The organism is Hyunsoonleella aestuarii, from assembly GCF_006148925.1.
Classification (GTDB): Bacteria; Bacteroidota; Bacteroidia; order Flavobacteriales; family Flavobacteriaceae; genus Algibacter_D; species Algibacter_D aestuarii.
Genome location: NZ_VAWB01000001.1, coordinates 1623962 through 1649048, shown reverse-complemented (window position 1 = coordinate 1649048; position 25087 = coordinate 1623962). Strand labels below are relative to the sequence as shown.

Sequence of the window (25087 nt, the reverse complement as noted above, 5' to 3'; positions counted from 1 at the left end):
AACGATTTATCTATTTATTAAACTTTACCGTTGACTGTCGCTCTCTATTCACATTCAATTGAGTTACATCGGGCCTTGAATAGTGTCCTACTGGATCAAAATTCTGACGTTCTTCATAAACACGATTAAAATCTATAATCTCAATAATTAACCCTGATTTATGCAGCGCGGGTTCAACAATCCATTCCCCATCTGGTCCTGCGATGCAGCTGCCTCCATTAGCTAAAATATCTGGAGCATTTTTAAGTATTGTATCTAGGTGAGGTGTATCTTCTGGAAAATCACTGGTGGCCATTAAACTACTTACCGAAATCACAAAAGAACGCGATTCTCTTGCAATAAAACGTGTAATATCTTTAGTATTATGGTTGCTCCCCGGCCAAACTGCAATATGTAAATTTTCTCCCAAACCATAAAGTGCAGCTCTTGGTAAAGGCATCCAATTTTCCCAACAATTTAGGCCACCAACCGTAAATGCTTTCAGCGGATGAACTTGCAATCCGTTTCCATCTCCTGGTGACCAAGTTAACCGCTCATCATAGGTTGGTTGTAATTTTCTATGTACCGATTTAATTTCTCCATTCTCATTTATATAAACTAAAGATGCATAAATACTGTGACCACCACGATCTAAAGGTCTCTCAATAACCCCTAAATAAACGGCAATATTATTTTTTTTGGCTAGTTTACAAATGCTATCTAAATCTCCATTTTTAATGGTTACAGCGTTTTTAACGTAGAGTGCATGCAATTCTTTATTCACAGTTTTATTCCACTCTGCTCCTCCTGTAAGCGCTAACCAAAATGGATATCCTGGAACTAACCCCTCACCAAAGACGATGAGTTCACAGCTTTCCTGAGACGCATCAATAATTGATTGCTCTACTTTCTTTAAAGTTTCGACTTTATTCAACCAAACAGGTGAAATTTGAGCCAGCGCCACTTTTAATAAATTCTCCATTCAAATTCGGTTTAAAATCACACTTACATCAATTAATAAAATACTAAACACCCCAGCAAGGATTATAAATTTAAGGATATTGTGTAATATTAGATATTGCACTTTAGTCGTAGATTTCCATAATAATATCAAAAACATTATTAATAGAATTAAGCTCATGTAAAAGAATAAGAACATATAACCTACTTCAAAATAAAATAACAATAAATATGCAGGTATTAAAGTTGTAATTGCTAAAACAGTTAGCATTAATTTTGAATACTTTTCTCCATAAACAACGGGAATAGTTTTGTAGCCTTGTACGAAGTCTCCTTTTATGTTTTCTAAATCTTTGGTCAGTTCTCGCATTGAAATCATTAAAAACAGGAATACGGCATGCACAAAAATGACCTGTTCAAAATTCTTGTAATACATGAAAATTGCAAAAAAGGGTGTAATGGTTAAAATGGCTGAAACGAGGTTACCAATAAATGGTAAGCGCTTTAGTTTGTGCGAATAAAACCATATTCCGAAAATATATACCGAAAAGAAAATTACAGCTCTAAAGGATACATAACTCGCCATGATTACGGCTGCAAAATTAAGAACGAAGTAGAACGACAATTTGGTATTTTGACTCACCAACCTATCTAATCGAGATTTTATGGGCCTGTTTATTAAATCCTTTTCAGAATCGTAAAAATTATTAATAATATATCCGCCTGCAATGGCAGCGGCAGAGGCCAATACCAACATAAATAGATTAACATCGAATAATACTTGACTTAGTGGTTTATTGTAAGCTAAAATATAGATAGAGGTTAAATATTGTGCAATTACAATAATCAAAATATTGTAACCACGCACCACAGACAACATACTAAAAAACTTAAGCAATATGAGTTTATGTCTTCTGGAAAGCATCTAATAACAAATTGATGAGTTTCTGAAACAAGTTCAGGATGACAGTAAAGATAACTGAAATTTAGAAGTTATAAACGACTTCTAGCTTATAGTCTGAAAGTGTCTTTTTTGCTTTTTCAATATCTTCAGTAAAACCTAAGATATAGCCTCCTCCTCCAGAACCACAAAGTTTAAGATAGAACTCGTTACTCTCGATTCCTTTTTTCCAAAGCTCATGAAACTGGATTGGAATCATTGGTTTGAAGTTGTTTAATACAATTTTGGAAAGTTGCTTGGTGTTTTTAAATAAGGACTTGATATTTCCTTTTAAGAAGTCTTCAACACAAGCATCAGTATGCTTTATAAATTGATCTTTTAGCATATTTCTGAAACCTTCTTGTTTCATGTTTTCCATAAAGATTCTAACCATAGGTGCTGTTTCCCCAATAATCCCACTATCCAATAAAAAGACTGCATTCTTCCCTTCAACGTTCTGAGAAGGAATTCCTGTCGCTTCAATATTATCCTTAGAATTTATAAGAATAGGAATGCTTAAATAACTATTCAATGGATCTAAGCCTGACGATTTTCCATGAAAAAATGATTCCATTTCCGAAAAAATCGCTTTTAGTTTAAGCAATTTTTCTCGTGTAAGATTTTCTAAAACCGTAATTTTATCTTTAGCATACTTATCGTAAATCGCTGCAACTAAAGCTCCACTACTTCCAACACCATAGCCTTGAGGGATGGAAGAATCAAAATACATTCCGCCTTCAATATGGGACTTAAGTAATTGAATATCGAAACGCACTAAACTTTCATCAATACCTTCTAAATACTCTGCAAAACGTTTTAAACTTTGGTTTGATTTTCTCGAAAGCTCAGACAAATTCTCTTCTGTCTTTAAAGCACCATTATAATAATTGTAGGGAATGGAAAGACCTTTTGAATCTTTAATGATTCCATACTCACCAAAGAGTAGAATTTTTGAATAAAAAAGAGGTCCTTTCATGAAACGTGTATCGCTTGAGAAATATTGTTTAACAAATATAATATTTTTTTAAACAAAATAAATTGTTTATCACATTTTTTTCGCTCCCAAACCAATTTGGTCACAAATATACTGTCCATTTTGACAATATGCAACTAATTCGTTTTTAATGAATTCCATTACATCTGCAGTCTCATTTTCGGGATAAAGTACATGAACATTGGCTCCAGCATCTAAAGTAAAACAAACTCTTGAGCCTGTATCTTTTCTAAAATTCCAAATCTTATTGATTATTTCCAGAGTATTTGGTTTCATTAAAATAAAATACGGCATGCTAGTCATCATCATCGCATGTAAAGTCAATGCTTCACTTTCTACTAAAGCAACAAACTTGTTTAAGTCTCCATTTTTTAATATTGAAACCAAATCACTAAGATTTTCATTGGCTTGTTTAAAACGTTCTTGTGCAAAAGGGTGGTTATACATTAAATTATGCCCAACCGTACTTGAAACTTGCTTTTCACCTTTATCCACTAGCAAAATGGTGTCTTGATAGTCCCTAAAGTTTTCATGCACTTTATAAGGATATTTTAAACCGAATAAATCTGAGCTTCCTTTAATATCGTTGTGACTCCCCCATATTACCAAATCACCTTCTAAACTTCGGCACGCACTTCCTGAACCCAATCTTGCCAAAAATGAAGCCTTTTTAATAAAATCATCTTTGGAAATCTCAGAATCTAACTCCTTTTCAATACTCATTAAACATAAAGCCAAGGCACTCATTCCAGATGCTGAAGATGCAATCCCCGAACTATGTGGAAACGTATTTGAGGTTTCAATTTTAAAATGATAGTCTTTCAAAAATGGCAAATAGGCTTCAACTCTTTTGAAAAATGTTTCAATTTTTGGTTTAAAATCGTCCTTTTGTTCTCCATCTAAAAGCACATCAAAGGAAAAATCACCTCTGTTCACTTTCTTTAAAAAACTAAGCGTAGTCGTTGTTTTACAATTATCTAATGTAAAACTAATGGATGGGTTTTCAGGTATTTGATGCTCCTTTTTTCCCCAATATTTAACCAAGGCAATATTGCTTGGAGAAGACCATGTAAAACTTCCTTCATCAATAGAATTTGAATATGATTTGGGAATAAAATCTTTCTCTGTCATATAGTGTTTATTCTGCCGACAAAGATAATAACTTTACCATTGTTTTATAATTTCTAGCTGTTGCGGTTACTTTTAATTTTCGTTCAAAAAAGTTGTTATTCATTTTCGCTTTCCCATAACCTAAGGAACAATAGAAATATACGCAACTATCAGTAATATAAAACTCTTCATTGGGGTATGATAATTTTGATATTTCATGAACTAAATTCTTATTGGCCGATGTATACAACATCATAAAATAACTATTCTCTTTCTTCTCTGAAGAAAATGGACAATCATCAAATATTTGCTTTAATTCCTGTGATTTAAGAACTAAAACAGGGACTTCAAACCCAAAATGAGACTTAATCGCTTCATGGATTACTAACTCCATACTCTTATTATCGGTCTCTGAAGAGTTAAATATTAAATTACCACTTTGGATATAGGTTTGCACATTTTCCAAGCCAATTTTGTCAAGTATTTCTCGAAGCTCCGCCATCGGGATTTTCTTTTGTCCACTTACGTTTATTCCTCTAAGTAGAGTAATATACTTAGTCATTTCTCTTTTTCTGATTTTTAAGTTCTTCTTGTCTCATTGGCATTGTTTCTATCAAATTAAAAAATGTACTTGGTTTTTCTAATTTCTTTGATTTAAATTTCTGCCCACCATCTAATCCTATTAAAATTGTTTCAAAACCTTTTATTGATGCATTTATTTTTATAGTTTTTGAATCTTCTTTGCCATTATAAAAAATACAGTTATCCCTGATACACTTATAAATTACAATTTTTCTATCTTTTAGTTTATCTCTTTCTGCTTGTAATACATTAAACTGAGATTCAGCAAGTTTTGAATTGGTTTCATCTGCTGAAATTATAATCACCCGATCATTCCATAGGTGCGAATCTAATTTCTGAGACCACATTACATTAGAAATAAGGCAAACTATTATCAAATATTTCATATCACTCGGGTTTTGCAATGGCATTTGCTGCAATATAAGCTCCTGTCCAAGCATTCTGAAAGTTAAAACCGCCCGTTACGGCATCAATATTTAGTACTTCTCCTGCAAAATAAAGTTTTTCAACTTTTTTACTTTCAAAAGTTTTAAAATTAACTTCCTTTAAATTAACACCTCCAGCAGTAACAAATTCTTCTTTAAAGGTACTTTTTCCATCAACATTAAAAACTGCCTTCGTAAGTTGGCTTGCTAAATTTTCTAATTTTAATTTATTCACATCTGCCCATCGGGTGTCTTCATCCATTTGAGATGCTAAAACTAGTTTATGCCATAACCGTTTTGGAATATCAAACTGCGTTGATTTAAATACAGATTTCTTAGCTAAATCTTGTTTTATCATTTTTAAAGCCTCTAAACAATTCTCGAAAGAATGTTTTATAAAATTGACTTCTATTTGAAATTTGTAATCAAGTTTCGCCAATTTTAAAGCTCCGAAGGCCGACAATTTCAAAATAGAAGGCGCACTCATGCCCCAATGGGTTATTAGTAGAGGTCCTTCACTCCATAAATTTGTGCCTAAAACCTGTACTTCAACATCTTTGGCCACAACACCAGGAATATCTTTAATACGGTCATCTTTAATGTTAAAAGTAAATAGTGAAGGTACAGGCTGAATAATAGTATGTCCTAGGTCTTTAAGTAAACTCCAAATTTTAGGATTACTGCCAGTGCTTATTAAAACTTTATCTGCCGAAAACACACTTTGTGTGGTTTCTATTTTAAAAATGCTTTCTATTTTATTGATAGTTTTCACTGAATGATTGTACAAAACTTCAACACCATACTTCTCCGCCTCATTTAAAAAACAATCAATAATAGTTTGTGATGAGTTACTCACGGGAAACATACGACCATCATCTTCAATTTTCAAAGCAACACCTCGTTTTTCAAACCATTCGATAGTATCACTTGTCATAAACTGATGAAAAGGTCCTAATAATTCCTTTTCACCGCGAGGATAATTCAAAGTTAATGCTTGAGGAATAAATTCGGCATGTGCAACGTTGCAACGACCCCCGCCAGACACTTTAACCTTAGTTAAACCTTCTTTTCCTCGTTCAAGAATAGTAATATTTAAATTTGGACTTCGCTCTGCAAGATTAATCGCGGCAAAAAAGCCAGCTGCTCCTCCACCAACAATTATCACGTCTCTTTTCATCATATACGGTCTGGGTAATCTGAAATAATAGCATCGACACCGTAAGATTGTATTCTAGCAAGTGGATTTAAGTTATTAACGGTAAAAGCAAATACCTTATAATTCTGTTTTAATTCTTCTACGATTTCTTCGGTGAGCATTGTATAATTCACATGTATTGAAACAGCATTAATAGTTTTAGCAAAACTAACAGCTCTATCTAGATTATTCTCCGTTAATACTCCTAGTGGAATATCTTTATTAATTTCATAGACTGATTCTAATAATTCTTCATGAAAGCTCGAGATTATAAAATTTTTATACTCCCAACCTTTTTTATCCACATAAAATTTGATAATTCTTGCAGCCTCTTTAGCAGTATCGTGCCCCTTCAACTCTACATTCAACAAGCATTTATTATCAATTAAGGTTAGCACTTGTGCCAAAGTAGGAATTTCGAAATTCCCTTTAGTCTTTAGTTTTTTTAACTCTCTATAAGTAAATTTAGAAATTTCACCAGTACCATTAGTCATTCTGTCTAAAGTGAAATCGTGGAATACTACTAGCTCTCCAGAGGCACAACGATGCACATCAATTTCAACACCATCTACACCAAGCTTTAAGGCGCGTTGAATAGATGGCAAAGTGTTTTCGGCAACATGACCTTTTACCCCGCGATGTCCAATTTTTAAAACAGATGAATTCATAAATAAATTTATATTACGCTAAATATTATCTGTGTAAATTTAACCCTATAAATTCTGATTACCTAAAAATGAATAAATTTCTGATTTTACTTTTAGTAGTTTTCTTTAACTGTAGCAGTGGAAAACTAACTGTGATTGCAGATTTACCAAGTAGCCTTAAAGAAACTTCTGCCATAGAAAAAGTAACTAACTCAAATTTACTTTGGACTATTGAAGACTCCGGAAATAAGAACAATATTTATGGATTAGATCTTAAAGGTAATATTATTAAAGATATTGATATTAGTAATTCGAGCAATATTGATTGGGAGGATTTAACCTCTGATAAAGAGGGCAATCTTTACATTGGCGATTTTGGTAATAACAGTAAAAATAGAGACGACTATACCATTTATAAAATTTCTGATTTGAGACGTGATCAAGCGAATGCAGAACGCATTAATTTTATTCTACCAAAAAAAGTTAAACCAAAAGATTTTGAGGCATTCTTTATATGGAACGGAAATTTTTATTTGTTTAGTAAAGAGAACAAATCGAGTATGCTGTTTAAAGTCCCTAACAAAGTTGGTTTGCATACTGCCAAACTATTAAAGAAGTTTAATTTAGAAGGAAAAAATCATAGAATCACCTCTGCCGATATTAGTGATAATGGTAAAACCATAGTCCTATTAAATCATAATAAGCTTTGGAAGATTAATAGTTTTAATGGTGACAATTTCTTTGAAGGTGATATTCAAGAACTAAAATTTGAGCATAACTCCCAAAAAGAAGGTATTTGCTTTAAAGATGCTTATTCTGTTTATATAACTGATGAAAAAAGCAAAAGTGGGGGCGGTAATTTATATGAGTTCAGTTTCAACTAATTAATTTTAATATAAGCACTAGTCCTTTTTAAGCTTTTTAACCAAGCCACCTATAGTAAGTCCCTGAGCTAGTATTGAAAATACAACAACTATATAAGTAACCACCAAAAATAATTCTCTGTGCATTTCTGAGGACAAACCCAAAGCCAATGCGATAGAAATACCGCCTCTTAAGCCTCCCCATGTCATTATTAAATTTGTATTCGGCACAAAATCTAGTTTCTCTTTAAACAACTTAATTGGAAACCACAATGATATAAAACGACAAACTAAAATAACTGGTATGGCGAGTAAGCCTGCTAAAAAATATTTTCCCTCAAATGCTAAGACTAACATTTCCATTCCTATTAAAACAAATAACACTGCGTTTAATAAAATGTCAATAAGCTCCCAAAACTTATCTACATAAAGCTCGGTGGTCTCAGACATAGAGTTGTTTCTTAACGTATCGTTCCCAACGACTAATCCAGCGGCTACTATGGCCAATGGTGCAGATAAATGTAGTTTCTGAGCTATTATGGTTCCACCCATAACCGCAGATAATGTAATAATTACTTCAATATCAAAATCATCTATAGACCTCAGTAATCTATAGGTAATCCAACCTAATAATAATCCAAAAACAATCCCTCCTATTACTTCAATTCCAAATAATTCAGCCACTGCTAAGAAATCAAAATCACCACTTTCTGATGTCGCAATTTGATAAATAGTTAAAAACACAACTACACCAACACCATCGTTAAACAAAGATTCTCCAACTATTTTTGTTTCTAATTTTTTGGGTACGTTAGCTTTCTTTAAGATTCCCAAAACCGCTATTGGATCTGTTGGTGAAATAAGTGCACCGAATAACAAACAATAAATAAATTTAACCTCAAGTCCTAGCATTTGAAGTATATAAAACATAATGCCACCAACTAAAAATGTAGATACTAAAACTCCTAAGGTTGCAAAAAGCAATATAGGCCAACGTTGTACTTTTAATTGCTGAAAGTTAGTATGCAAAGCTCCTGCAAAAAGCAGAAAACTCAACATATGATCAAGTAGTAAGTCCTTAAAATCAATTTGCTTAATTAGTGCTACCTCAGCCTTTAGAAGGGTATCATCAAAGTAACTTAATGCGAATACACCTAAAGTATATAGAATAGTTATCAGCATCAATCCAATGGTATTTGGCAATTTTAAAAACCGAACATTTATATAACCAAATATGGCTGATAGTGTAATTAATGCAGTTGCTATGAGGTAAAAATCCATAAAGTATTTTGATTTTATTTATTTTTTAAATTTCGATAGAACTAATTCTATTTCTTGATTATTTCATTCTTAATTAAATGGCCAACCAATTGTTTTGAAAATAAATTTGCTGCTGATGCACTTGAAGATGGGTCTACTAATTTTGACTGGCCTCGCCATACCAATCTATCTTGATTATTTGCCACATTTCCTTTTAAATCATATAAAATAGCTTCAATAAGATAGGACTTTGAGGTAACATAATAATCAGGTTCTTTAATTGTTGTGGAACGCCTTACTAAATATCTGCCGACTCTGTAGTATCCTAAATCAACATTCTGGTATCGTCCAGACTGAAACTTTTGAGACTCTTCAGAATCAATTAAACTCATAACAATAATACCATCAATTTTATTCTTTTTCAGAATATTCAATAACTCACCTTGATTCTTTTCACTCATTTTCATACTAGCAGGAAAAATAGAAATTCCTTCAACTGTATTTATACCTTGTTTTTTCAATAACTCGGTTGCAGTACTTTCAAAATCTGTTCTTGCCTTTAAGTCCTTGCTTATTCCAACTACGGCAATTTTATTAAACGCCCTATTAGCGTAATCTGGCTTAGTCCAATCTACACTAAGTTTAGGGCTACAATTCAAAAAAAACAACGGTATTAAGAGATAAACTAAATTTTTCATGTCTGATCAGAATAATTTTTTATGATATTAATTTTTATTAGTGTTTTTATTGTTTTCATTGTAATATTATTTAAGAGTTTACCCAGTTTTTTACCTCTTTAGCTTTGGCTTTGCTTGCTACAATTCGCTCTGAAAATGGTGGATTTATATTAATAATTAATTTTCCATTAAAATAAAACTTAATATTTACAATGGCGTTTTTGTTAATTATAAATTGCCGATTAACGCGATGAAAAAAAGATGGATCTAATTCAAGCTCAATGTCTTCTAATTTTTTTTCTATAATATATGACTTATTGTTAAATGTAACAGCTTTAACAATGCTGGTTTCTATATAAAAATACGCGATATCTTCTGTCTTAACAGGTAATAGTTCATCTCGCTGATGCACCAAATAAGTTGTTTTATATGATTTACTTTTTGATTGCAACAATTGCAACATGCCTTCTATTTGTCTACTTACAGGCTGTTCTATTTTTATTTGTTCTTTAAATTTTTTAATTGCTGTGCTTAATTCTTCTTCATTTATTGGTTTTAACAAATAGTCTATACTATTTACCTTAAATGCTTTAATAGCATACTGATCGTATGCCGTTGTAAAAATGATTGGAATATTTAAAGTTACCTGATCAAAAATTTCAAACGAGATTCCATCTGCTAAATGTATATCTAAAAATATCAGTTGGGCTTCATGCGGGTTGGAAAAATATGCAACAGCCTCTTTAACGGACTCTAACACCGTCAGCACTTCTATACCAGAATCTATATTGCTTATCAAATACGATAAATTTTCACTTGCAGCTATTTCGTCTTCAACTATGACTACTTTCATCTTTTATAATTTTTAATCTAAAGGAAGCTTAACTTTAAATATATTGTTACTATTACTTAGTACGATATGTTTCTTTTTGAGCATTACGTAGCGCTTATCTAAATTTGCTAAACCATGCCCTGTACTTTCTACAAATGTTGTTCTTGGTCTAAGAACATTTTCTACAATTATATTATGCATTTCAGTATAAATTTTAACGTTTAAAGGATTAATTTGAGATATTTCGTTGTGTTTTACAGCATTTTCAACTAATAATTGTAAGGCTAATGCAGGAATTTTTTCCTGCATCATACTTTCTTTTATTTCTATATCAATGCTAAATCGATTTCTATATCTTGTTGTTATTAAATAGATATAACTATCTAAAAACTTAAGTTCTTCACTCAAAGTAACCATATCCTGACTTGCGCTTTGCAAAATATACCGGTACATAAAAGACAAGTTGTTTACAAATGTTGTGGCTGGTTTATTACCTCTTACTAAAGAGTTTAAAGAATTAAGTGAGTTAAACAAAAAATGAGGGTTTATTTGATTTTTTAAGGCCATCAACTCATTTTGCAAACTCTGTTGTTTTAAAAGTTCCTTTTCTACAAGGTCTTGTTGGTGAATGATTTGATATCTGAGAATCCCTGAAATAAAGACAAGAATTAACAAGACCACAAAATATACAAAGTAAAAGATGGCTGATTCTGATTTATTCATATCAGAACTTGTAAGGATTTCATATCCATATTGAAATGCTTCTGTAGCTACAAAAAACCAAATGATGTTACATAATACTGTTATAATAATTTTTGTAACCTTTGATATGTTATACAGATAATATTTCCAGTTGGTATTAAATTGGAGTACTACCCATGAAAAAATAGATAAAAATATAAACCTAACAATAATATCCTTTACTGAGGCAGAAGCGAATGATTTTGTGGGTTCTCCTAAAACATCATATAAAGACAAAAGCCTTGGCAAGTTTATTAATACTGAAACCAATAAAGCAATACTTATTGTTATAGAGTGCTTAACTTTTTTTAAACCCAAAGTGAAAATGCTTTTTATTATTTTGTTGTGTTGAGCTAATTTATACAAAGTTTGCTTAATTTAAAGATTAATGGTATCAAAAAAGTGAGACTGTCTAAGCCAAAAGACAGTCTCATTAAACTAATTGCTATTAATCAATTTTGGGTTACTTTTTAAACTTCTTCTTCAACTTCATAAACTTCTATGTCTTGAACATCTAGTATTGGATGTTCTACAATATCTCCAAAGACTGCTTTAAAAAATATATCCATTTCTGCTTCTAATTCTTTGTCATTTCCCATCCCTTTATAAGGGTTAAAATCTTGTGGCAAATAATCTTTTGTATTGAAGTTTAACTCAACTTCTTCTTCTAATTCATAACCTTTTAAAGACTCTATGTTAATAATAGTTCCTGATTCTAAGGTTTCAAATACATCTTCAAAAACTAAATCCATTTCTGCATCTAATTCATTGTCATTCCTCATGCCTTTATAAGGGTTAAAATCTTTTGGCAAATAATCTTTTGTATTAAAGCTTAATTCAACTTCTTCTTCTAATTCTAAAACGTCTATATCCTCAATTTCAATAATAGTATTTGGTTCTAATGTTCCAAATACTTCTTCAAAAGTAATAGTATTATCATATGCTGATAATGTTTGATTGTCTTGATAGTTTTCATCTAAAAGAGATACTTCGTTATACATACTGGTCGATGTTAATAGGCTTATAAATATGCCGCTTACTAAGGTTACAAATACTGTTTTCATAATTTTTGTTTTTTATGTTGTTTTTAATTTCTTGTACAAATGTATGCCACCATACCATCCTATTTTGTCTCTTTTTATGTGAAGTGTCCTAAATTGAAAGCGAAACGTCTCTAATTAAAGGTGAAATTTTTTTATATTTACTTTAAACCAAAACGACTTTTTTTATGCTAAATTTAAAGACGGCAACTCCATTTGTTTTATTTATTTGCTTACTTATATTAAATAGCTGCAGTCCTAAAATTGGACAATCAGGATTTTTAGATAATTATGATTTATTAGAAGAAAGCGAAATCAATGCTTCACTTTTATCTTATATAAATCCGAATTTTGAAAAAGGTAAGTATAATAGGTTTATGGTTGACGACATTGTTATTATTTTTGGAGATAAAGCTAAAGGCACAACAATTAGCCCTGATAAACTTGAAGAATTAACAACATTTTTTAAAGGGGAAATATTAAAAGAGCTTAGTTCAGATTATACAATAGTTGATGAACCTGGAGACGATGTAGCGCAAATTCAAGTTGCCATAACCGAAATTATCCCTGGAAATCTATTTGCAAATATTTTTCCTGTTAGTGTAGCAGTAAATTCGGCGACCGGCAGAGGGAAAGGTGGTGCGTCTTTAGAAATGAAAGTTATTGACTCAAAAACTAAAGTCTTGTTGGGCCAAGCTACTAACAGGCGTAAAAACAGGGGTTATATAGAATCTTTTAGCAAATTTGGTAATGCCAGAGGAGTAATGACTTATTGGGCAAAATTACTTAAAAAACGCATAGACCTTTTTAAAAATGCACAATAATGATTAATCCTAACTGGATTAAAAATGTATTAACATTTATAGTTGGCTGGATACTTTCCTTACTCCTATGGCGTCTTATTAGAGTTGATTTTTTTGCGTCTTATTTAAATGCTCTTAATATTCCTTTTTCAATAGTAAATTTCCTCTTATCTATTGTTTTTGTGTCCATAATTGCCGGATTGTCTTTTGGTAGTGTACAGCATTATAGAGATTATTCGCGAAAGCGAAAAAGTTCATTTAAATTATTATTCTTCAAGGCTATTACTATCCACTTAATAATTATGCTTTGTCTTTATGCTATAACTTTTATAGTCATAAAATATTCTAAACTAATACCTGATTTTTCGTTTAGTGATTTCTTACAGAACCCTATCATAATTTCTAACTTTATCTATGCTCTAATAATTAACAGTCTTATTGTAATAATAATTTATTTAAATAAATTATTTGGTAAGGGCATATTATTTAAGCTTGTTACGGGTCAATTTTATTCACCAAAAGAAGAATTTAGGGCGTTTATGTTTTTAGACTTACAATCCTCAACTGAGATTGCTGAAACTTTAGGCCATATTAAATACAGTAATTTTATTCAAGATTGTTTTTATGATTTGTCTATTTTAGAAAAAACCAGAGCAGATATTTACCAATATGTTGGTGATGAAGTTGTACTTACTTGGAAGGCTAATAACAATAAAATACTTGAGGACTGTTTAAATAGTTTTTTCTTATTTAGAGAAAGGTTACAATCTAATGAAGTTTACTATTTGACTAAATATAATATTAAACCTGTATTTACTGCAGGCATGCATATTGGTAATATAACTGTAGCTGAAGTTGGTAGTTTTAAACGTGAAATTGCTTATCATGGTGATACAATAAATATAGCCTCAAGAATTCAAAATCAATGCAAAACGCTTAATAAGGAATTCCTTATTTCTGAAGATTTTTTTGAACGTGTTAAGGATAGTTCCTTTTTTAGTTTTGAAAAACTACAAGAAACCATTTTAAGGGGTAGAAAAAATGCTACTTTACTATTTGCCGTTTCAAAGTAATTTAACATAAAAAACTGCCAAAGCTAAAAACTAACTTTGACAGTTCACAAACTAAATTTACTATGAAAACTACTTAACTAACTCTTTTACTAACTTCTTTGAAAAATCTTTTGAAGTAGTTCCTAAGGATTCTGGATTATCTATTACTGTTGTGATTACCGAAAGTAACTGATCTTCTTCTCCTTTTGTTAAATCGTATAAAACTGTTTCTAGAATATACTTTTTGCCTAATGATGTTATAGATTCTACAGAACCAGAATTTATATATATACTATTATAATATCCTCTGAATCCTCTGAAGTAACCTCTTCTATAAATTACAGGATATGTATACACATAATCTGTAGTACCAGAATTAATTGTCTTTTCGTATTCTTGAACTTCTTTTAATGAAGTCATTAATACCACATCAACACCTTCTTTTTTTAATGTCCTTTTAACTTCTTTAAGCTCAATATCTTCCAGTTTCTGATTCATTTTTAACTGAGGAAATAATTTAAAGCTCTCTAAAGATTGAACATGGTTTTGCTCTAAGCTTTGAACAATATCTGACTCAAACTGTACACGTGCTACATCATCTTCTGTTCTTCCTATGACCATTACATTTTTGTTTTCAATGTTTGGGGTTTCTAATCCGTTCCAAGAATCTGTTACTTTAACAGTTGAACAACTAAATGATAATGTTACTAACATTAGGGTTCCTAAAATTTTGCTTACTTTTTTCATAATTTCTGTGTTTTTAATTTTAATTTATTTTAAATGAATAGGATTGTGTTTTCATCATAATCATTAACTGACACTACTTCGTCCTTTTGATTAATATTGTGTTGAATATTTTTCGAAGCAACAACTAATATTTTTTTTAATGCTTTTTTCATAATGAATAATTTTTATAGATTTTTTTTATTTCTTGTACAAATGTACCTCCAAACTCATAGTCATATAGGCAAAAACTAGGTGAAGCGACCAAAACCAAAAGCAAAACGTCTTTTAATAGAAGTGAATTAAAAACACGAAAAACAACCTCGAAATAAGACATAAAAAAACCCTTTACAAAATAAAAAGTAAAGGGGGTTTTTAATTATTATAATTAAACAACTACCAGCGTTTTCGTTTTTTCTTTAAATCATTTTCATCTCTTTCATTTCGATCGTCAACACGCTCTCTTCTGTCTTCACGTCGCTCTCTATTATCTTCTGCTAATTCTCTTTTTGTTGCAGCTATATCTGCTTTCATGGTATCTCTAAAACTTAAAAATGTTGTCTTAACAAATTTCTTCCTTTCTGCAAAAGCTTCCTTCGTTTGATATTTTAAAGAAAAACTTTGTTCTCTTAAAAGTTTAAGCAGTTCTGCCTGTTTTTTAGCTCTATCAATTTGCTGCTGAAAATCTCTTATATCATCTCTTCTATCTCTTTGGTCATCGCGTTTATTAGCTCGGTCTCTGGCTAAATCTTTTTCGTCATCGCGTCGGTCATAACGCCCTCTTTTAGAGTCTTCTTTATCTCGGCGTATTTCTCTTCTATCAGACCTTATTTCTGCTGAACTTTGTGCAATCTCTTTATGCGCCATTTTTGCTTTTACACCACTCTGTTCTACTTCTCTAGCCATATCCTTAATTAAATCTTCTTTAAGTCGGTCTACTTCATCTTGATCATCACCATTCACAGCTGATTTAAGTATCTTAAACTTTGTGTTAAAAGTCTCTAACTCTTTAATATCACGGTCAAGCATCTTTTTCCCTTCTATAATCTGCTTTGTGTTTTGTATGGCTTCTTTGGCATTTTGGGCATTTGAAACAATACTCGCAAAAAATAATAGTACTATTAATTTTACTAATTTTTTCATCTTTTAAATTTTAATACTTCTAAAGTTAATTATTATTCTTACTAAATACAACCTCATAAGCTAAATTACCATCATCATTTATTATCTCTTTATAAATAACGTCGTTAAATTCATAAAACACCTTGCCATCAATGAATACTTCTTCAGCATCTTCTGAAATGTTAGCAATCTCTATTCCTACTGGTGGCTTAGTTACTTCATATTTTTCTCCATTTGAAACGACTTCTGTTGTTTCTAAATAATAAACTCCTGAATGATAAAAATATACTGAAGGCCCCACTACTATTCTAACATGACCTACTGGTAATACGCTAACTCTAAACCCTCTAGGAGGCATCACAACAATATATTCATCCCCAAAGGTAGTGTAATAAATTCCTGAAAAATAAAAATATGGTAAGCCTCTATAAACAATTCTTACGTGGTGTCTAGGCAATGTTCTTATAACTCGTCTATTATTTGAATATCTATAATGTGGATTCCTTCTTATGGGTTGAACTCTACACCTGTCATTTCCTCTTTGGTTTTGCCCTATTCTATTATCAGCAATTTTTCTTTCACTTTTAACGCTTCTATTGCTACTTCTTTTTTGTCCTTGCATTTCGTTTGAAACCAAAAGACTCATTAATAAAACACTAATTCCTAAAATTCTTTTTATTGTTTTCATGATTTTTACGATTTTAATTTGATACAAATGTATCTATCCTTAAAACCTAAAAATCATACTAATTATATGAAGTGTCTTTTTTTACATGTGAAATGCTCTAAACAAGAAGTTAACATTTTTTGAGTTTTTAAAAAGATTATTTATTATAGTCTTTAAGGTATTTACCATCAACAATAGCTGTTATAATTACTAAATGAACAAATTAAAATAAAGCAAAATTCTAGTTAAATCTCAATTTAAAACCCAAACCCTAGTTTAAATGCAAAAAGCAACCCATCATCACTATTAAATGCCGAGACATTTAAAGTCAGCATATCTGCAGCATTAGCAAAAATACCGCCTCCAAAAGAGTTATTCCATCTATCGGAGTCTTCACCATCCAACCATACTCTACCATAGTCTACGCCGCCATAAACTCCTATATTAAGTGGAAGTAAACCGGTTTTTACTTTTCTAAGATTTAGCCGAACATCTGTAGTTTGCACAAAGGCTGAATTACCAATAAAGCGTTCGTCTCTATAACCTCGTAACCCATTATTTCTCCCTAAACTTGCGGCTTGATAGAATTCAAAATCATCACCCAAATTAAACTGCCCACTTAACTTGGTTGCTAAAACTAATTGTCCACTTGGTATCAACTTATAATCAAAACCTAATTCTGGAATTATATAGCCAAAGCCCCTTGAAGTACTTACATTATTTCTGTAACCTGCTTGTATTGCGAACAACATTCCCAACGTTGGAAAGGCATCATTATCAGCATTTCCATATTCATATTTCGCATCGGCGCCATAAAAATCTTGCTTATCAAAAACAGAGTTATTAATTGCATTAGGTTGGGATATAAATCGTCCTGCCGTATTATCTATTTCGTTAGATTCATAAGATACTCCTATCTTAAAACTAGCTCCCAATTTCCCTCGCCAAGTTAAGGCTGGTGCTACTTTAAACGTCCTCAGCTTTACACGGTTATAATCTAAATCGAATTGATCATCATCTTCTGCATTTGGATTACTTGTTTTGTTACCATACCCAAAGAAATTGATGGCATAATTCGGACTGGTAAATTTAGTATCAATAGCCAAATTCCATTGCCCAATTACATTTGCAAATTCAGCATGATATCCTAAATCGAACCCGCTAGTGGCAAAATAATATGATGCAGAAATGATATGCTGAGAACTAAAAGGGTTACGTTCAAAGCTATAGTTTGTTATGGTATTTACAAAACCTATTTTAAAACCATCATCTGGATTCGCTCCTATTGAAGGCACAAATTGATTTGAACTATTTTTAAGCTTTTTATAATCATAAACATTAGTTTCATAATCATCAGTTAACTTCTTACTGCCTTTGTTGGTTAAGAATGTATTATCTTTTGTTTTGTGATCATAAATTTTAAGTCGTTTTCCATTTTTAACATTATAAATATCATTGTTCTGACCACCAATAATTCTAACTTTTATCAATTGATCTCCATTACCAAAAACTTCAAATTGATCATCATCATCTAAACCATATACCCAAATTTCTTTTGTATGATTACACGAATAAGTTCGATCATGAAATACATCTGTCTTCTCTCCTTTTTTAATTCGATACACCACAACTCTAGTTTCACCATTTGGCAACCGTTCAATATCAAACCAATCATCTTTATTAGTACCTTTTACCACAGCATATTTATTGATATGCTCGTAATAAGCATTTGATATTTTTTGAAGATTCCCTCGTCTGCCTATTAATTTTTGCTTTATTTCTTGAATGGAATTTTGGTTTACCTCCGGTGGAAAGTTACTAAAGGCTTCATCTATTACTTCCTCTGTTAAATTATCTACTATACGCTTTACTTGAGCATCCCATGCGTCCTTTTGAGATTGATTAATCAACGTCATGTCTAACGGGTAAGGCTCTAGATTAAACCATTTCGGACTCTTCAATTCTTCATCATAACTTTGCATTAACCGAAGTGACGGAACTATTTTAGTTGCCAAGCCTAACAAAGCCCCATCTGCCATTATTGAAAACGCCTGATCTCGATCACGAGGCACTGGTCTGTAAATCTTTTTACCGTCTTTTTTAAACTCTGCCCAACGCCACTGATCCTCATGTCTATCCCAATCTCCAATAAGCATGTCAAACAATCTGGCTCTAATGTAAGCTTCTTCATCTATCACAAAATCTTCATCTTTATTTAGCTTTTTAAGAACATCATCAGTACTTATTAATTCATTAGAAAATCCAAAACTTTCCTTGTCGCCATGACCAGAATCGGTGCGTTCCTCTATCATATACAAAGCATCTCCAAACTCATTTGCGAAATGGCCTAAGGCATTTTGTTTTGGCACATAATATAAAATGGGGTTAGTGTGATAAACGCCTACCGCGTCTGACAGTTTTCCAATTGTAAATGGAGCGTAAGGATGAGCTCCCGTGAATACATCTAATAAAAGCCCCTCGGTATACGTATCATCAAACTGACCTATAACGTATTGGTCTTTGAACGCCACAGCTTGAAGATATTGCACAGCACTTTTACGAAGTGCGCGCATCACATATTCGCGTCCTTTTTTATCCTTTAATCGTAATGATTTTGATTGATGTCCACCACCTTTTCTAATTACAGTTAAACCCCCAAAAAGAGTATCCAAATCAACCGTTGGTGCTTTTACTTTTTTACTAAAATCTTCGCGATATCGATCTCCCCAAAAGAATTTATACAAACTGCCTTTTTTGGTTTCTTCTTCGTTATAAATTGAAGCAACCTTGTTGGTAGGATAAGAAGTTGGATATGTAGTAAAGATCTTTTTATCATCTTTCTGTAGGACTTGTGTTTGAAAAACAACCTCATCATTTGCATAAAAACGGGCATAAGATGAGCCATCCTTAAACACGTCTAATCTGGCATACCCCATGGCACCATAAGAAAATTGTCCTCCCCCAACATTACGTGTAGCATTTACCTTCGATCCAGAACCACTTACAATTTGAGGTAAATTATCTTCAATGATATATTGTAAATTATGGTCATGTCCTGATACGAAAATAGTTTTATCGTTTTCTTGAGATAAAGTAATTACACGCTTTCTAAACTCGTTATATCGACTATTTTGATTATCGACAGTTATAATACCACCTGTTTTTCTTATCAAGTTTTTCAGTGTCCCTAAAATTGGAAGTGGAGACATATGGCTCCCAAATGAATATTGTCCCCCATGAGAACTATTTGTGAACATAGGGTGATGTAACGCAATAATAGTTGTTTTACCTCTTGCCTTTTTTATTTCACCTTCTAACTCATCAAAAAACTTGGTTCTTGTTTTTATTTCGCAATCATCATTTATGGTGGGGTGCTTATCCCAATCGGTCATATACCACTCCGAATCGACAACTATCAACACAATATTTTTGGTTATGTCAACCCTTTCTATTGGGCATCCGTTTTCAGGTAAAAAAGTATTTTTACCAAGGTTATCCTCAATATATTTTTCTTGTCGCTTTAACCCTTTCAACCCATCACTATACCAATCGTGATTTCCTGGAATAAAAATAGTTTCACCCTCAAAATCCTTTACCGCATCAATTTGAGCATTTAATTGCTTCTCTGCTGACTCGCGACCTCCCTCATCCTTACTTGGAAGACCTTTTGGATAAATATTATCCCCTAAATAAATAACCGTACTGTTCTTTGAAGCTTTCGATAATTCTGTTCTAAAACTATTTATTCCTTTAGAGGATTCAGATTCACCAGAAATTCCAGCATCACCAATTAAATAGAATGAATGGATAATCTCTTTATCTGGAAATTCAGACTGAGAATTCTTATCCTTGTATTGCGGTTTATAAGTAGCACAAGCATTTAAAACAAAAATTAGGGCGATTAAAAGTGCTGATTTTTGGTATTGCATTAGTTGATGGATTAATGATTAAAGATAAGAATTTGATTTAATTCCATTGTAACTTAGCACGTTCTTCCCAATACAATTGTACTGGAGCATTTAATGATTGTAGTAAGATTAATTCGTCTTCTATAAAGTTAAACTCTAATGCCTTTAAATTTTCTTTAAGTTGTTTCGAATTTGAAGCACCGCTCAACACATAAGTTGGTTGTAAACTTTCCATAACGAAGCGCAATGCAATAGCATCAATACCGACATTGTATTTTTTTGATAATCGATTTAAAATGTCATACGCATTTTTATAATTCTCAAATTTCCCATTTGGAAATATTCTACCGTTAGCTAACGCTTCTTTTATAATTACCGTTTTACCTTGGGATACAACCTGCCTTAAAATTTCTAGAGTATCCTGCTCAAAAAGGTTATAAGTCACTTGAAAACTATCAAATAAATCTTCATTTTCAATTTTGATATTTAAAGCTGAAGCAATCACTCCCTTCTGATTTGTACCACTGGTTGTAATACCAATTTTTAAACCTGTTTCTTTTTTTATTAGATGCAATTGAAGTAAAACAGCTTCATTTTCAAGAATACCACTATCAAACGTTGCAGAATGCACTTGATAATACTTCAAATTTGGCAACATGGCTTTTGAAACTTCCCACTGCTCTAACAATTTATCCAATGAATGCTCTTTAATTTCATGCTTACCATTATAACCTAATTGCCAATTCGCTACATAAGTATAACCCCATTTAGTACCTAGAATAGAATCATGTTTTTTTCTAGACTTATTCCATTCCTCTAAAAACACTTCACCTTTTCCGTAGGAAGGGGCTGTATCAAAATAACGAACACCTAGTTTATAAGCTTCATCTAACACTGAAAACGTATTTTGTTTAAAAGCAATTTCAGATTTATCAATGGAACCATTATCTCTAATATTTATGTATTCTGGCCTCCCTAAAGCAGCTAATCCTAACCCAATTTTTGTTTTGCTATTACTCATTAATATATCACTTCAGTTTCAATTACAGTTTCAGATAATAGACTGCGATGCACAGGACATTTAGATGCTATTTCTTTTAACTTTGCTTTTTGTACTCCATCCAAATCTCCAATAAATTTTAAGCGTTTTTGCAAGTGATCAATACGTTTTGGCTTATCTAAGTCTAGTATTAAATCGTCACTATGCTTCTTAGAATAGGTAATGTACGCATATACTTCCCGTAAATCCCATTTTTTACGTTCGGCATACATTTTTAAAGTCATTACTGTACAAGCTGCCAATCCAGCACTTAAAAAATCGTATGGAGACGGACCAAAATCATTGCCCCCAATACTTGCTGGCTCATCGGCTATAAAATTGTGTTTTTTTGTCTGAATACTTGTCGTGAAATTATCTTCTTTTAAATTTAAATGTGCTACTAATTGCTCTCCATTAGTATCCAACATGGTATTATCCTTAGGTTCAAAATAGCGATCCGCCCACGTACCAATAACATTCCCAACATATTTACTATCTTTTGGATTGGAGAGCAAATGATCGGCGTTATCTAAACTCACAAAACTTTTAGGATGATGGGCGTTATGGTATAAATCATGAGCATTATTTATCCCCACAGTTTGGTCGAAGGGTGCATGCATAATCAATAAAGGTTTACGCAAATTCTTTGTGATTTCAGGTAAACTAATTTTATCAAAATCTTCAACAAAATCTTTATCAATTTTGAAAGGACGTCCGCCAATATTCACCTCAACCTCTCCTTTTTGTTTCACCTCATCTATACCATGTGAAAATAGATGTGTAACATGACTAACTGTTGAAGGCGCACCAACCGTAGCAACGGCTTTAATATTATCTAGTCTTGAGGCTGCAACAATAACTGCAGCACCTCCAAGCGAATGTCCCACTAATAAACTTGGCGCTTTGTAATGTTCTGTAATATAATTATTCACCGAAATTAAATCATCCACATTAGCCGAGAAGTAGCTTTCTGCAAACTCGCCTTCACTTCTTCCCAAACCCGTAAAATCAAAACGCACTACTCCAAAACCATGAGATGTTAGCGATCTACTAATATTTTTTACTGCCGATAAATTACTATTACAAGTAAAACAATGCGCAAAAATGGCAAAATAGTGTGGTTTTTGGTCGGCAGGTAGCTCTAAATAGGCTTGTAAATTATGACCCTTGGTATTCTTTATAATTAATCTCTCGCGATTCATCCTTTAAATGCTTTAATTTATTCTGGTTTGTATATTTTGAAAACTTACTGAGCAATACTTGTAGTTTGGGGTTGATAAAACTTTCACAAAACGGTTTTTTAGGATTGCTGTAGTAGTAATTTTGAATTTGAGATCTTGAGGCTTTAAACTTTGAAAAGGAGAACACTTGAGTAATCAATTTATTGTGAAATTGAAACTGCAACAAATCCAATTGTGATCGTGTATGCTCCTTTTGTTTTTCTGTAAACACATAAACAGCAGAACGGTATTTTGTTCTCATAGAATGATTTGAAGCACTTTTATGAGTATACAAATGAATTTCAATAAGTGTTGCTAAGGAGATTAAAGTTTCATTAAAATGTACAATAACAGCTTCTGAAAAATCAGAATTCTCATTTATTGATGCCACAAAACCTTGCTCTACTTTTGAAACTCCAATCAAAGATTGAAATACAGCTTCTGTACACCAATGGCAGCCTCCTCCAAATGCTATTTTTTGTAAAGATTTCATTTTAAGAACTACATGACAACATAGAACAACCTACTTTGTGTCTCGCCCAATCTGGTCGTTTTGTGAACCATTTTTGATATTTTCGCTGCTCATCATAAGGGTTTTTAAGTATATGAAACAACTCATCAATTAAGGTATAATCTCCATTATTGGATTCATCAATTGCTAATTGTGCCATATAATTTCTTAGTACATATTTTGGGTTGACTCGATTCATTTTTGCCTTTCTTTCTTCATTGGAGTTTACCTCTAATTTCAATCGTTCAGTATATCTTACAAACCATTCATTCCAGCGTTCTCGAATATTCCCAACTACTTCATCCGCTTTGTAAAATGCATCACATACTATATCTAAACCTCTTTCAGCATTATCCATTTTGAAATTGGCTAATTTTCTAAAGAAAATTGTCATATCTGTTTCGGTTAAATGCAGATTGTCCTCCAGCTCTTGAATCAAATTTTGGTCATTTTCATCTTCATGTTGTAATCCTAATTTAGAGCGCATCATACTTAAAGACTTCTTTTCAAAGTCTGATTTATATTGATTTAAGATGTTTTCTAAAGGTGCAGCTTCTTCAATTAATGGGTAAATTGCATTTGCTAATTGCAACAAATTCCATAACCCTATATTTGATTGATTACCATAACGGTAACGTTTATGCTCCCTATCCGTTGTATTCGGTGTCCAACCGTAATCATAACCTTCCAACCAACCATAGGGTCCGTAATCAATGGTTAATCCAAGAATTGACATATTATCAGTATTCATAACACCATGTACAAAGCCAACCCGTTGCCAATGTAAAATCATATCTAATGTGCGCTCTGAAACTTCTTTAAAAAACTGAATATATGTTTCCTTTGATGGATTTCCCAAATGAGCAAAATGATATTTTATAGTATAATCAACTAAAATTTTGAGGTTCCTTCCATCTCGCCTTGCCGCAAAAATTTGATAATTACCAAAACGCAAAAAAGACTCGGCAGTTCTACAAACAATCGCACCTTTTTCATAGGCTGGATTACCATCATACATGACATCTCGCAAAACTTGATCTCCAGTTAAGGCTAAAGACAAGGCTCTGGTAGTTGGTACACCTAAATGAAACATGGCCTCACTGCACAAATATTCTCTTATTGATGAGCGTAAAACCGCCAAACCATCGGCAGATCTAGAATACGGAGTTTCTCCCGCACCTTTTAGTTGTAGTGCCCAATTTTGGGCATAATGTTCTACTTCAAATAAATTAATAGCACGACCATCACCTAATTGACCTGCCCAATTACCAAATTGATGGCCTCCGTAACACATCGCATAAGGCTCTGTGTTCGGCAAGCTTATATTCCCTGTTAATACGTTTAAGAACTTTTTACTTTTAGCATCTTCTTCTGTTAAACCCAAACTTTCCAACATTTCCGTAGATACATGTAATAGTTCTGGTTTTGAAGTTCGCCTTGGTATTACATATGAAAAACATGCTTCAGTAACTTGTCTTCTAGAATTCTCTAGAATTGGGTCTGAAGGTAATTCCTTATTGAATTTATCCTTTATATTGAGCTTCATAGTGATTTTTTAATCCATTTTACTAATTCTTTATCTGATGGATTTCTCAGTTTTTTATCGCCAATAGTAACTGTTGGAAAATTAAGCTTTCTACTTTCATACAGACTTCTTAATTCATTAGCATCTGTTTCATTTAATTCAACATCAAGAAACTGATATTTCAAATTTAAATCTTTAAAATATTGTTTATAATACTGACTTTTATGGCACCTTTCGGTGCCATAAAGTTTAATTTCTAGAGACTGCGTCAT

General features: G+C 32.1%; 25 protein-coding genes. 3 read left to right on the top strand and 22 right to left on the bottom strand.

Annotation, left to right across the window (positions count from 1 at the left end):
• Positions 1–10: 10 nt before the first annotated feature.
• The 8 genes from FEF17_RS07455 to FEF17_RS07420 all read right to left on the bottom strand — a co-directional run bounded on the left by FEF17_RS07455 (position 11) and on the right by FEF17_RS07420 (position 6853).
• The gene (locus FEF17_RS07455; RefSeq protein WP_139001718.1) at positions 11–961 is read right to left on the bottom strand and encodes a carbon-nitrogen hydrolase family protein; all 951 of its coding nucleotides are present in this window, start codon (positions 959–961) and stop codon (positions 11–13) included.
• Entirely contained in the window at positions 962–1864 is a 903-nt protein-coding gene (locus FEF17_RS07450) for a geranylgeranylglycerol-phosphate geranylgeranyltransferase (protein WP_139001717.1), read from the bottom strand.
• Between the two features lie 61 nt (positions 1865–1925).
• Positions 1926–2855 carry a mevalonate kinase family protein gene (locus FEF17_RS07445; protein ID WP_139001716.1) on the bottom strand — a complete coding sequence of 310 codons (930 nt, stop codon included), beginning with the start codon at positions 2853–2855 and terminating at the stop codon, positions 1926–1928.
• 69 nt (positions 2856–2924) lie between these two features.
• A complete protein-coding gene (gene mvaD / locus FEF17_RS07440; protein WP_139001715.1) occupies positions 2925–4004 on the bottom strand; it encodes a diphosphomevalonate decarboxylase in 1080 nt (359 codons plus the stop codon).
• Between the two features lie 7 nt (positions 4005–4011).
• Positions 4012–4545 carry a DUF1697 domain-containing protein gene (locus FEF17_RS07435; protein ID WP_139001714.1) on the bottom strand — a complete coding sequence of 178 codons (534 nt, stop codon included), beginning with the start codon at positions 4543–4545 and terminating at the stop codon, positions 4012–4014.
• Positions 4538–4951 (bottom strand): DUF4174 domain-containing protein, encoded by a 414-nt coding sequence (locus FEF17_RS07430; protein WP_170180978.1) that lies wholly within the window; start codon positions 4949–4951, stop codon positions 4538–4540. Before FEF17_RS07430 ends, FEF17_RS07435 begins: the two co-directional genes overlap by 8 nt.
• 1 nt (position 4952) lies before the next feature.
• The gene (locus FEF17_RS07425) at positions 4953–6170 is read right to left on the bottom strand and encodes a BaiN/RdsA family NAD(P)/FAD-dependent oxidoreductase (protein ID WP_139001712.1); all 1218 of its coding nucleotides are present in this window, start codon (positions 6168–6170) and stop codon (positions 4953–4955) included.
• Positions 6167–6853 (bottom strand): glycerophosphodiester phosphodiesterase, encoded by a 687-nt coding sequence (locus tag FEF17_RS07420; RefSeq protein ID WP_139001711.1) that lies wholly within the window; start codon positions 6851–6853, stop codon positions 6167–6169. The genes FEF17_RS07425 and FEF17_RS07420 overlap by 4 nt, the downstream gene beginning before the upstream one ends.
• Before the next feature lie 68 nt (positions 6854–6921).
• On the opposite strand from FEF17_RS07420, the gene FEF17_RS07415 reads away from it, so the two are divergent.
• On the top strand, positions 6922–7716 hold the full coding sequence (locus FEF17_RS07415) for a hypothetical protein (protein WP_139001710.1): 795 nt from the start codon (positions 6922–6924) through the stop codon (positions 7714–7716).
• An 18-nt stretch (positions 7717–7734) separates the two neighbouring features.
• Here FEF17_RS07415 and FEF17_RS07410 read toward each other — a convergent pair whose 3' ends face one another.
• From FEF17_RS07410 to FEF17_RS07390, 5 genes are all read right to left on the bottom strand, one after another.
• Complete coding sequence (locus FEF17_RS07410) at positions 7735–8976, bottom strand: cation:proton antiporter (RefSeq protein ID WP_139001709.1); 1242 nt, start codon at positions 8974–8976, stop codon at positions 7735–7737.
• Between the two features lie 47 nt (positions 8977–9023).
• Positions 9024–9653, bottom strand: coding sequence for a hypothetical protein (locus FEF17_RS07405; RefSeq protein ID WP_139001708.1), 630 nt, complete (start codon positions 9651–9653; stop codon positions 9024–9026).
• 70 nt (positions 9654–9723) lie between these two features.
• The gene (locus tag FEF17_RS07400; RefSeq protein ID WP_139001707.1) at positions 9724–10485 is read right to left on the bottom strand and encodes a LytR/AlgR family response regulator transcription factor; all 762 of its coding nucleotides are present in this window, start codon (positions 10483–10485) and stop codon (positions 9724–9726) included.
• Between the two features lie 12 nt (positions 10486–10497).
• Positions 10498–11523, bottom strand: coding sequence for a sensor histidine kinase (locus FEF17_RS07395; RefSeq protein ID WP_139001706.1), 1026 nt, complete (start codon positions 11521–11523; stop codon positions 10498–10500).
• Between the two features lie 152 nt (positions 11524–11675).
• Positions 11676–12269, bottom strand: a complete 594-nt coding sequence (locus tag FEF17_RS07390; RefSeq protein WP_139001705.1) for a hypothetical protein — start codon at positions 12267–12269, stop codon at positions 11676–11678.
• A gap of 164 nt (positions 12270–12433) precedes the next feature.
• Here FEF17_RS07390 and FEF17_RS07385 point away from each other — a divergent pair, with 164 nt between their 5' ends.
• Together FEF17_RS07385 and FEF17_RS07380 are read left to right on the top strand one after the other, a co-directional pair.
• On the top strand, positions 12434–13069 hold the full coding sequence (locus FEF17_RS07385; RefSeq protein ID WP_139001704.1) for a DUF3313 domain-containing protein: 636 nt from the start codon (positions 12434–12436) through the stop codon (positions 13067–13069).
• On the top strand, positions 13069–14121 hold the full coding sequence (locus FEF17_RS07380) for an adenylate/guanylate cyclase domain-containing protein (protein WP_139001703.1): 1053 nt from the start codon (positions 13069–13071) through the stop codon (positions 14119–14121). Before FEF17_RS07385 ends, FEF17_RS07380 begins: the two co-directional genes overlap by 1 nt.
• A 69-nt stretch (positions 14122–14190) precedes the next feature.
• Here the strand turns inward: FEF17_RS07380 and FEF17_RS07375 are convergent, their stop codons facing one another.
• From FEF17_RS07375 to FEF17_RS07335, 9 genes are all read right to left on the bottom strand, one after another.
• Positions 14191–14847: a hypothetical protein gene (locus tag FEF17_RS07375; RefSeq protein WP_139001702.1), complete on the bottom strand. Its 657-nt coding sequence runs from the start codon at positions 14845–14847 to the stop codon at positions 14191–14193.
• 372 nt (positions 14848–15219) lie between these two features.
• Positions 15220–15966, bottom strand: a complete 747-nt coding sequence (locus tag FEF17_RS07370; protein ID WP_139001701.1) for a hypothetical protein — start codon at positions 15964–15966, stop codon at positions 15220–15222.
• Between the two features lie 25 nt (positions 15967–15991).
• Positions 15992–16633, bottom strand: coding sequence for a DUF6515 family protein (locus FEF17_RS07365; protein WP_139001700.1), 642 nt, complete (start codon positions 16631–16633; stop codon positions 15992–15994).
• Between the two features lie 236 nt (positions 16634–16869).
• Positions 16870–20541: a metallophosphoesterase gene (locus tag FEF17_RS07360; RefSeq protein WP_139001699.1), complete on the bottom strand. Its 3672-nt coding sequence runs from the start codon at positions 20539–20541 to the stop codon at positions 16870–16872.
• A gap of 37 nt (positions 20542–20578) precedes the next feature.
• Positions 20579–21541: an aldo/keto reductase gene (locus FEF17_RS07355; protein ID WP_139001698.1), complete on the bottom strand. Its 963-nt coding sequence runs from the start codon at positions 21539–21541 to the stop codon at positions 20579–20581.
• Positions 21541–22761 (bottom strand): bifunctional alpha/beta hydrolase/OsmC family protein, encoded by a 1221-nt coding sequence (locus tag FEF17_RS07350; protein ID WP_139001697.1) that lies wholly within the window; start codon positions 22759–22761, stop codon positions 21541–21543. The genes FEF17_RS07355 and FEF17_RS07350 overlap by 1 nt, the downstream gene beginning before the upstream one ends.
• Positions 22718–23272 carry a peptide-methionine (S)-S-oxide reductase gene (locus FEF17_RS07345; protein ID WP_139001696.1) on the bottom strand — a complete coding sequence of 185 codons (555 nt, stop codon included), beginning with the start codon at positions 23270–23272 and terminating at the stop codon, positions 22718–22720. The genes FEF17_RS07350 and FEF17_RS07345 overlap by 44 nt, the downstream gene beginning before the upstream one ends.
• Before the next feature lies 1 nt (position 23273).
• The gene (locus FEF17_RS07340) at positions 23274–24836 is read right to left on the bottom strand and encodes a protein adenylyltransferase SelO (protein WP_139001695.1); all 1563 of its coding nucleotides are present in this window, start codon (positions 24834–24836) and stop codon (positions 23274–23276) included.
• Positions 24833–25087, bottom strand: coding sequence for a glutaredoxin family protein (locus FEF17_RS07335; RefSeq protein WP_139001694.1), 255 nt, complete (start codon positions 25085–25087; stop codon positions 24833–24835). The genes FEF17_RS07340 and FEF17_RS07335 overlap by 4 nt, the downstream gene beginning before the upstream one ends.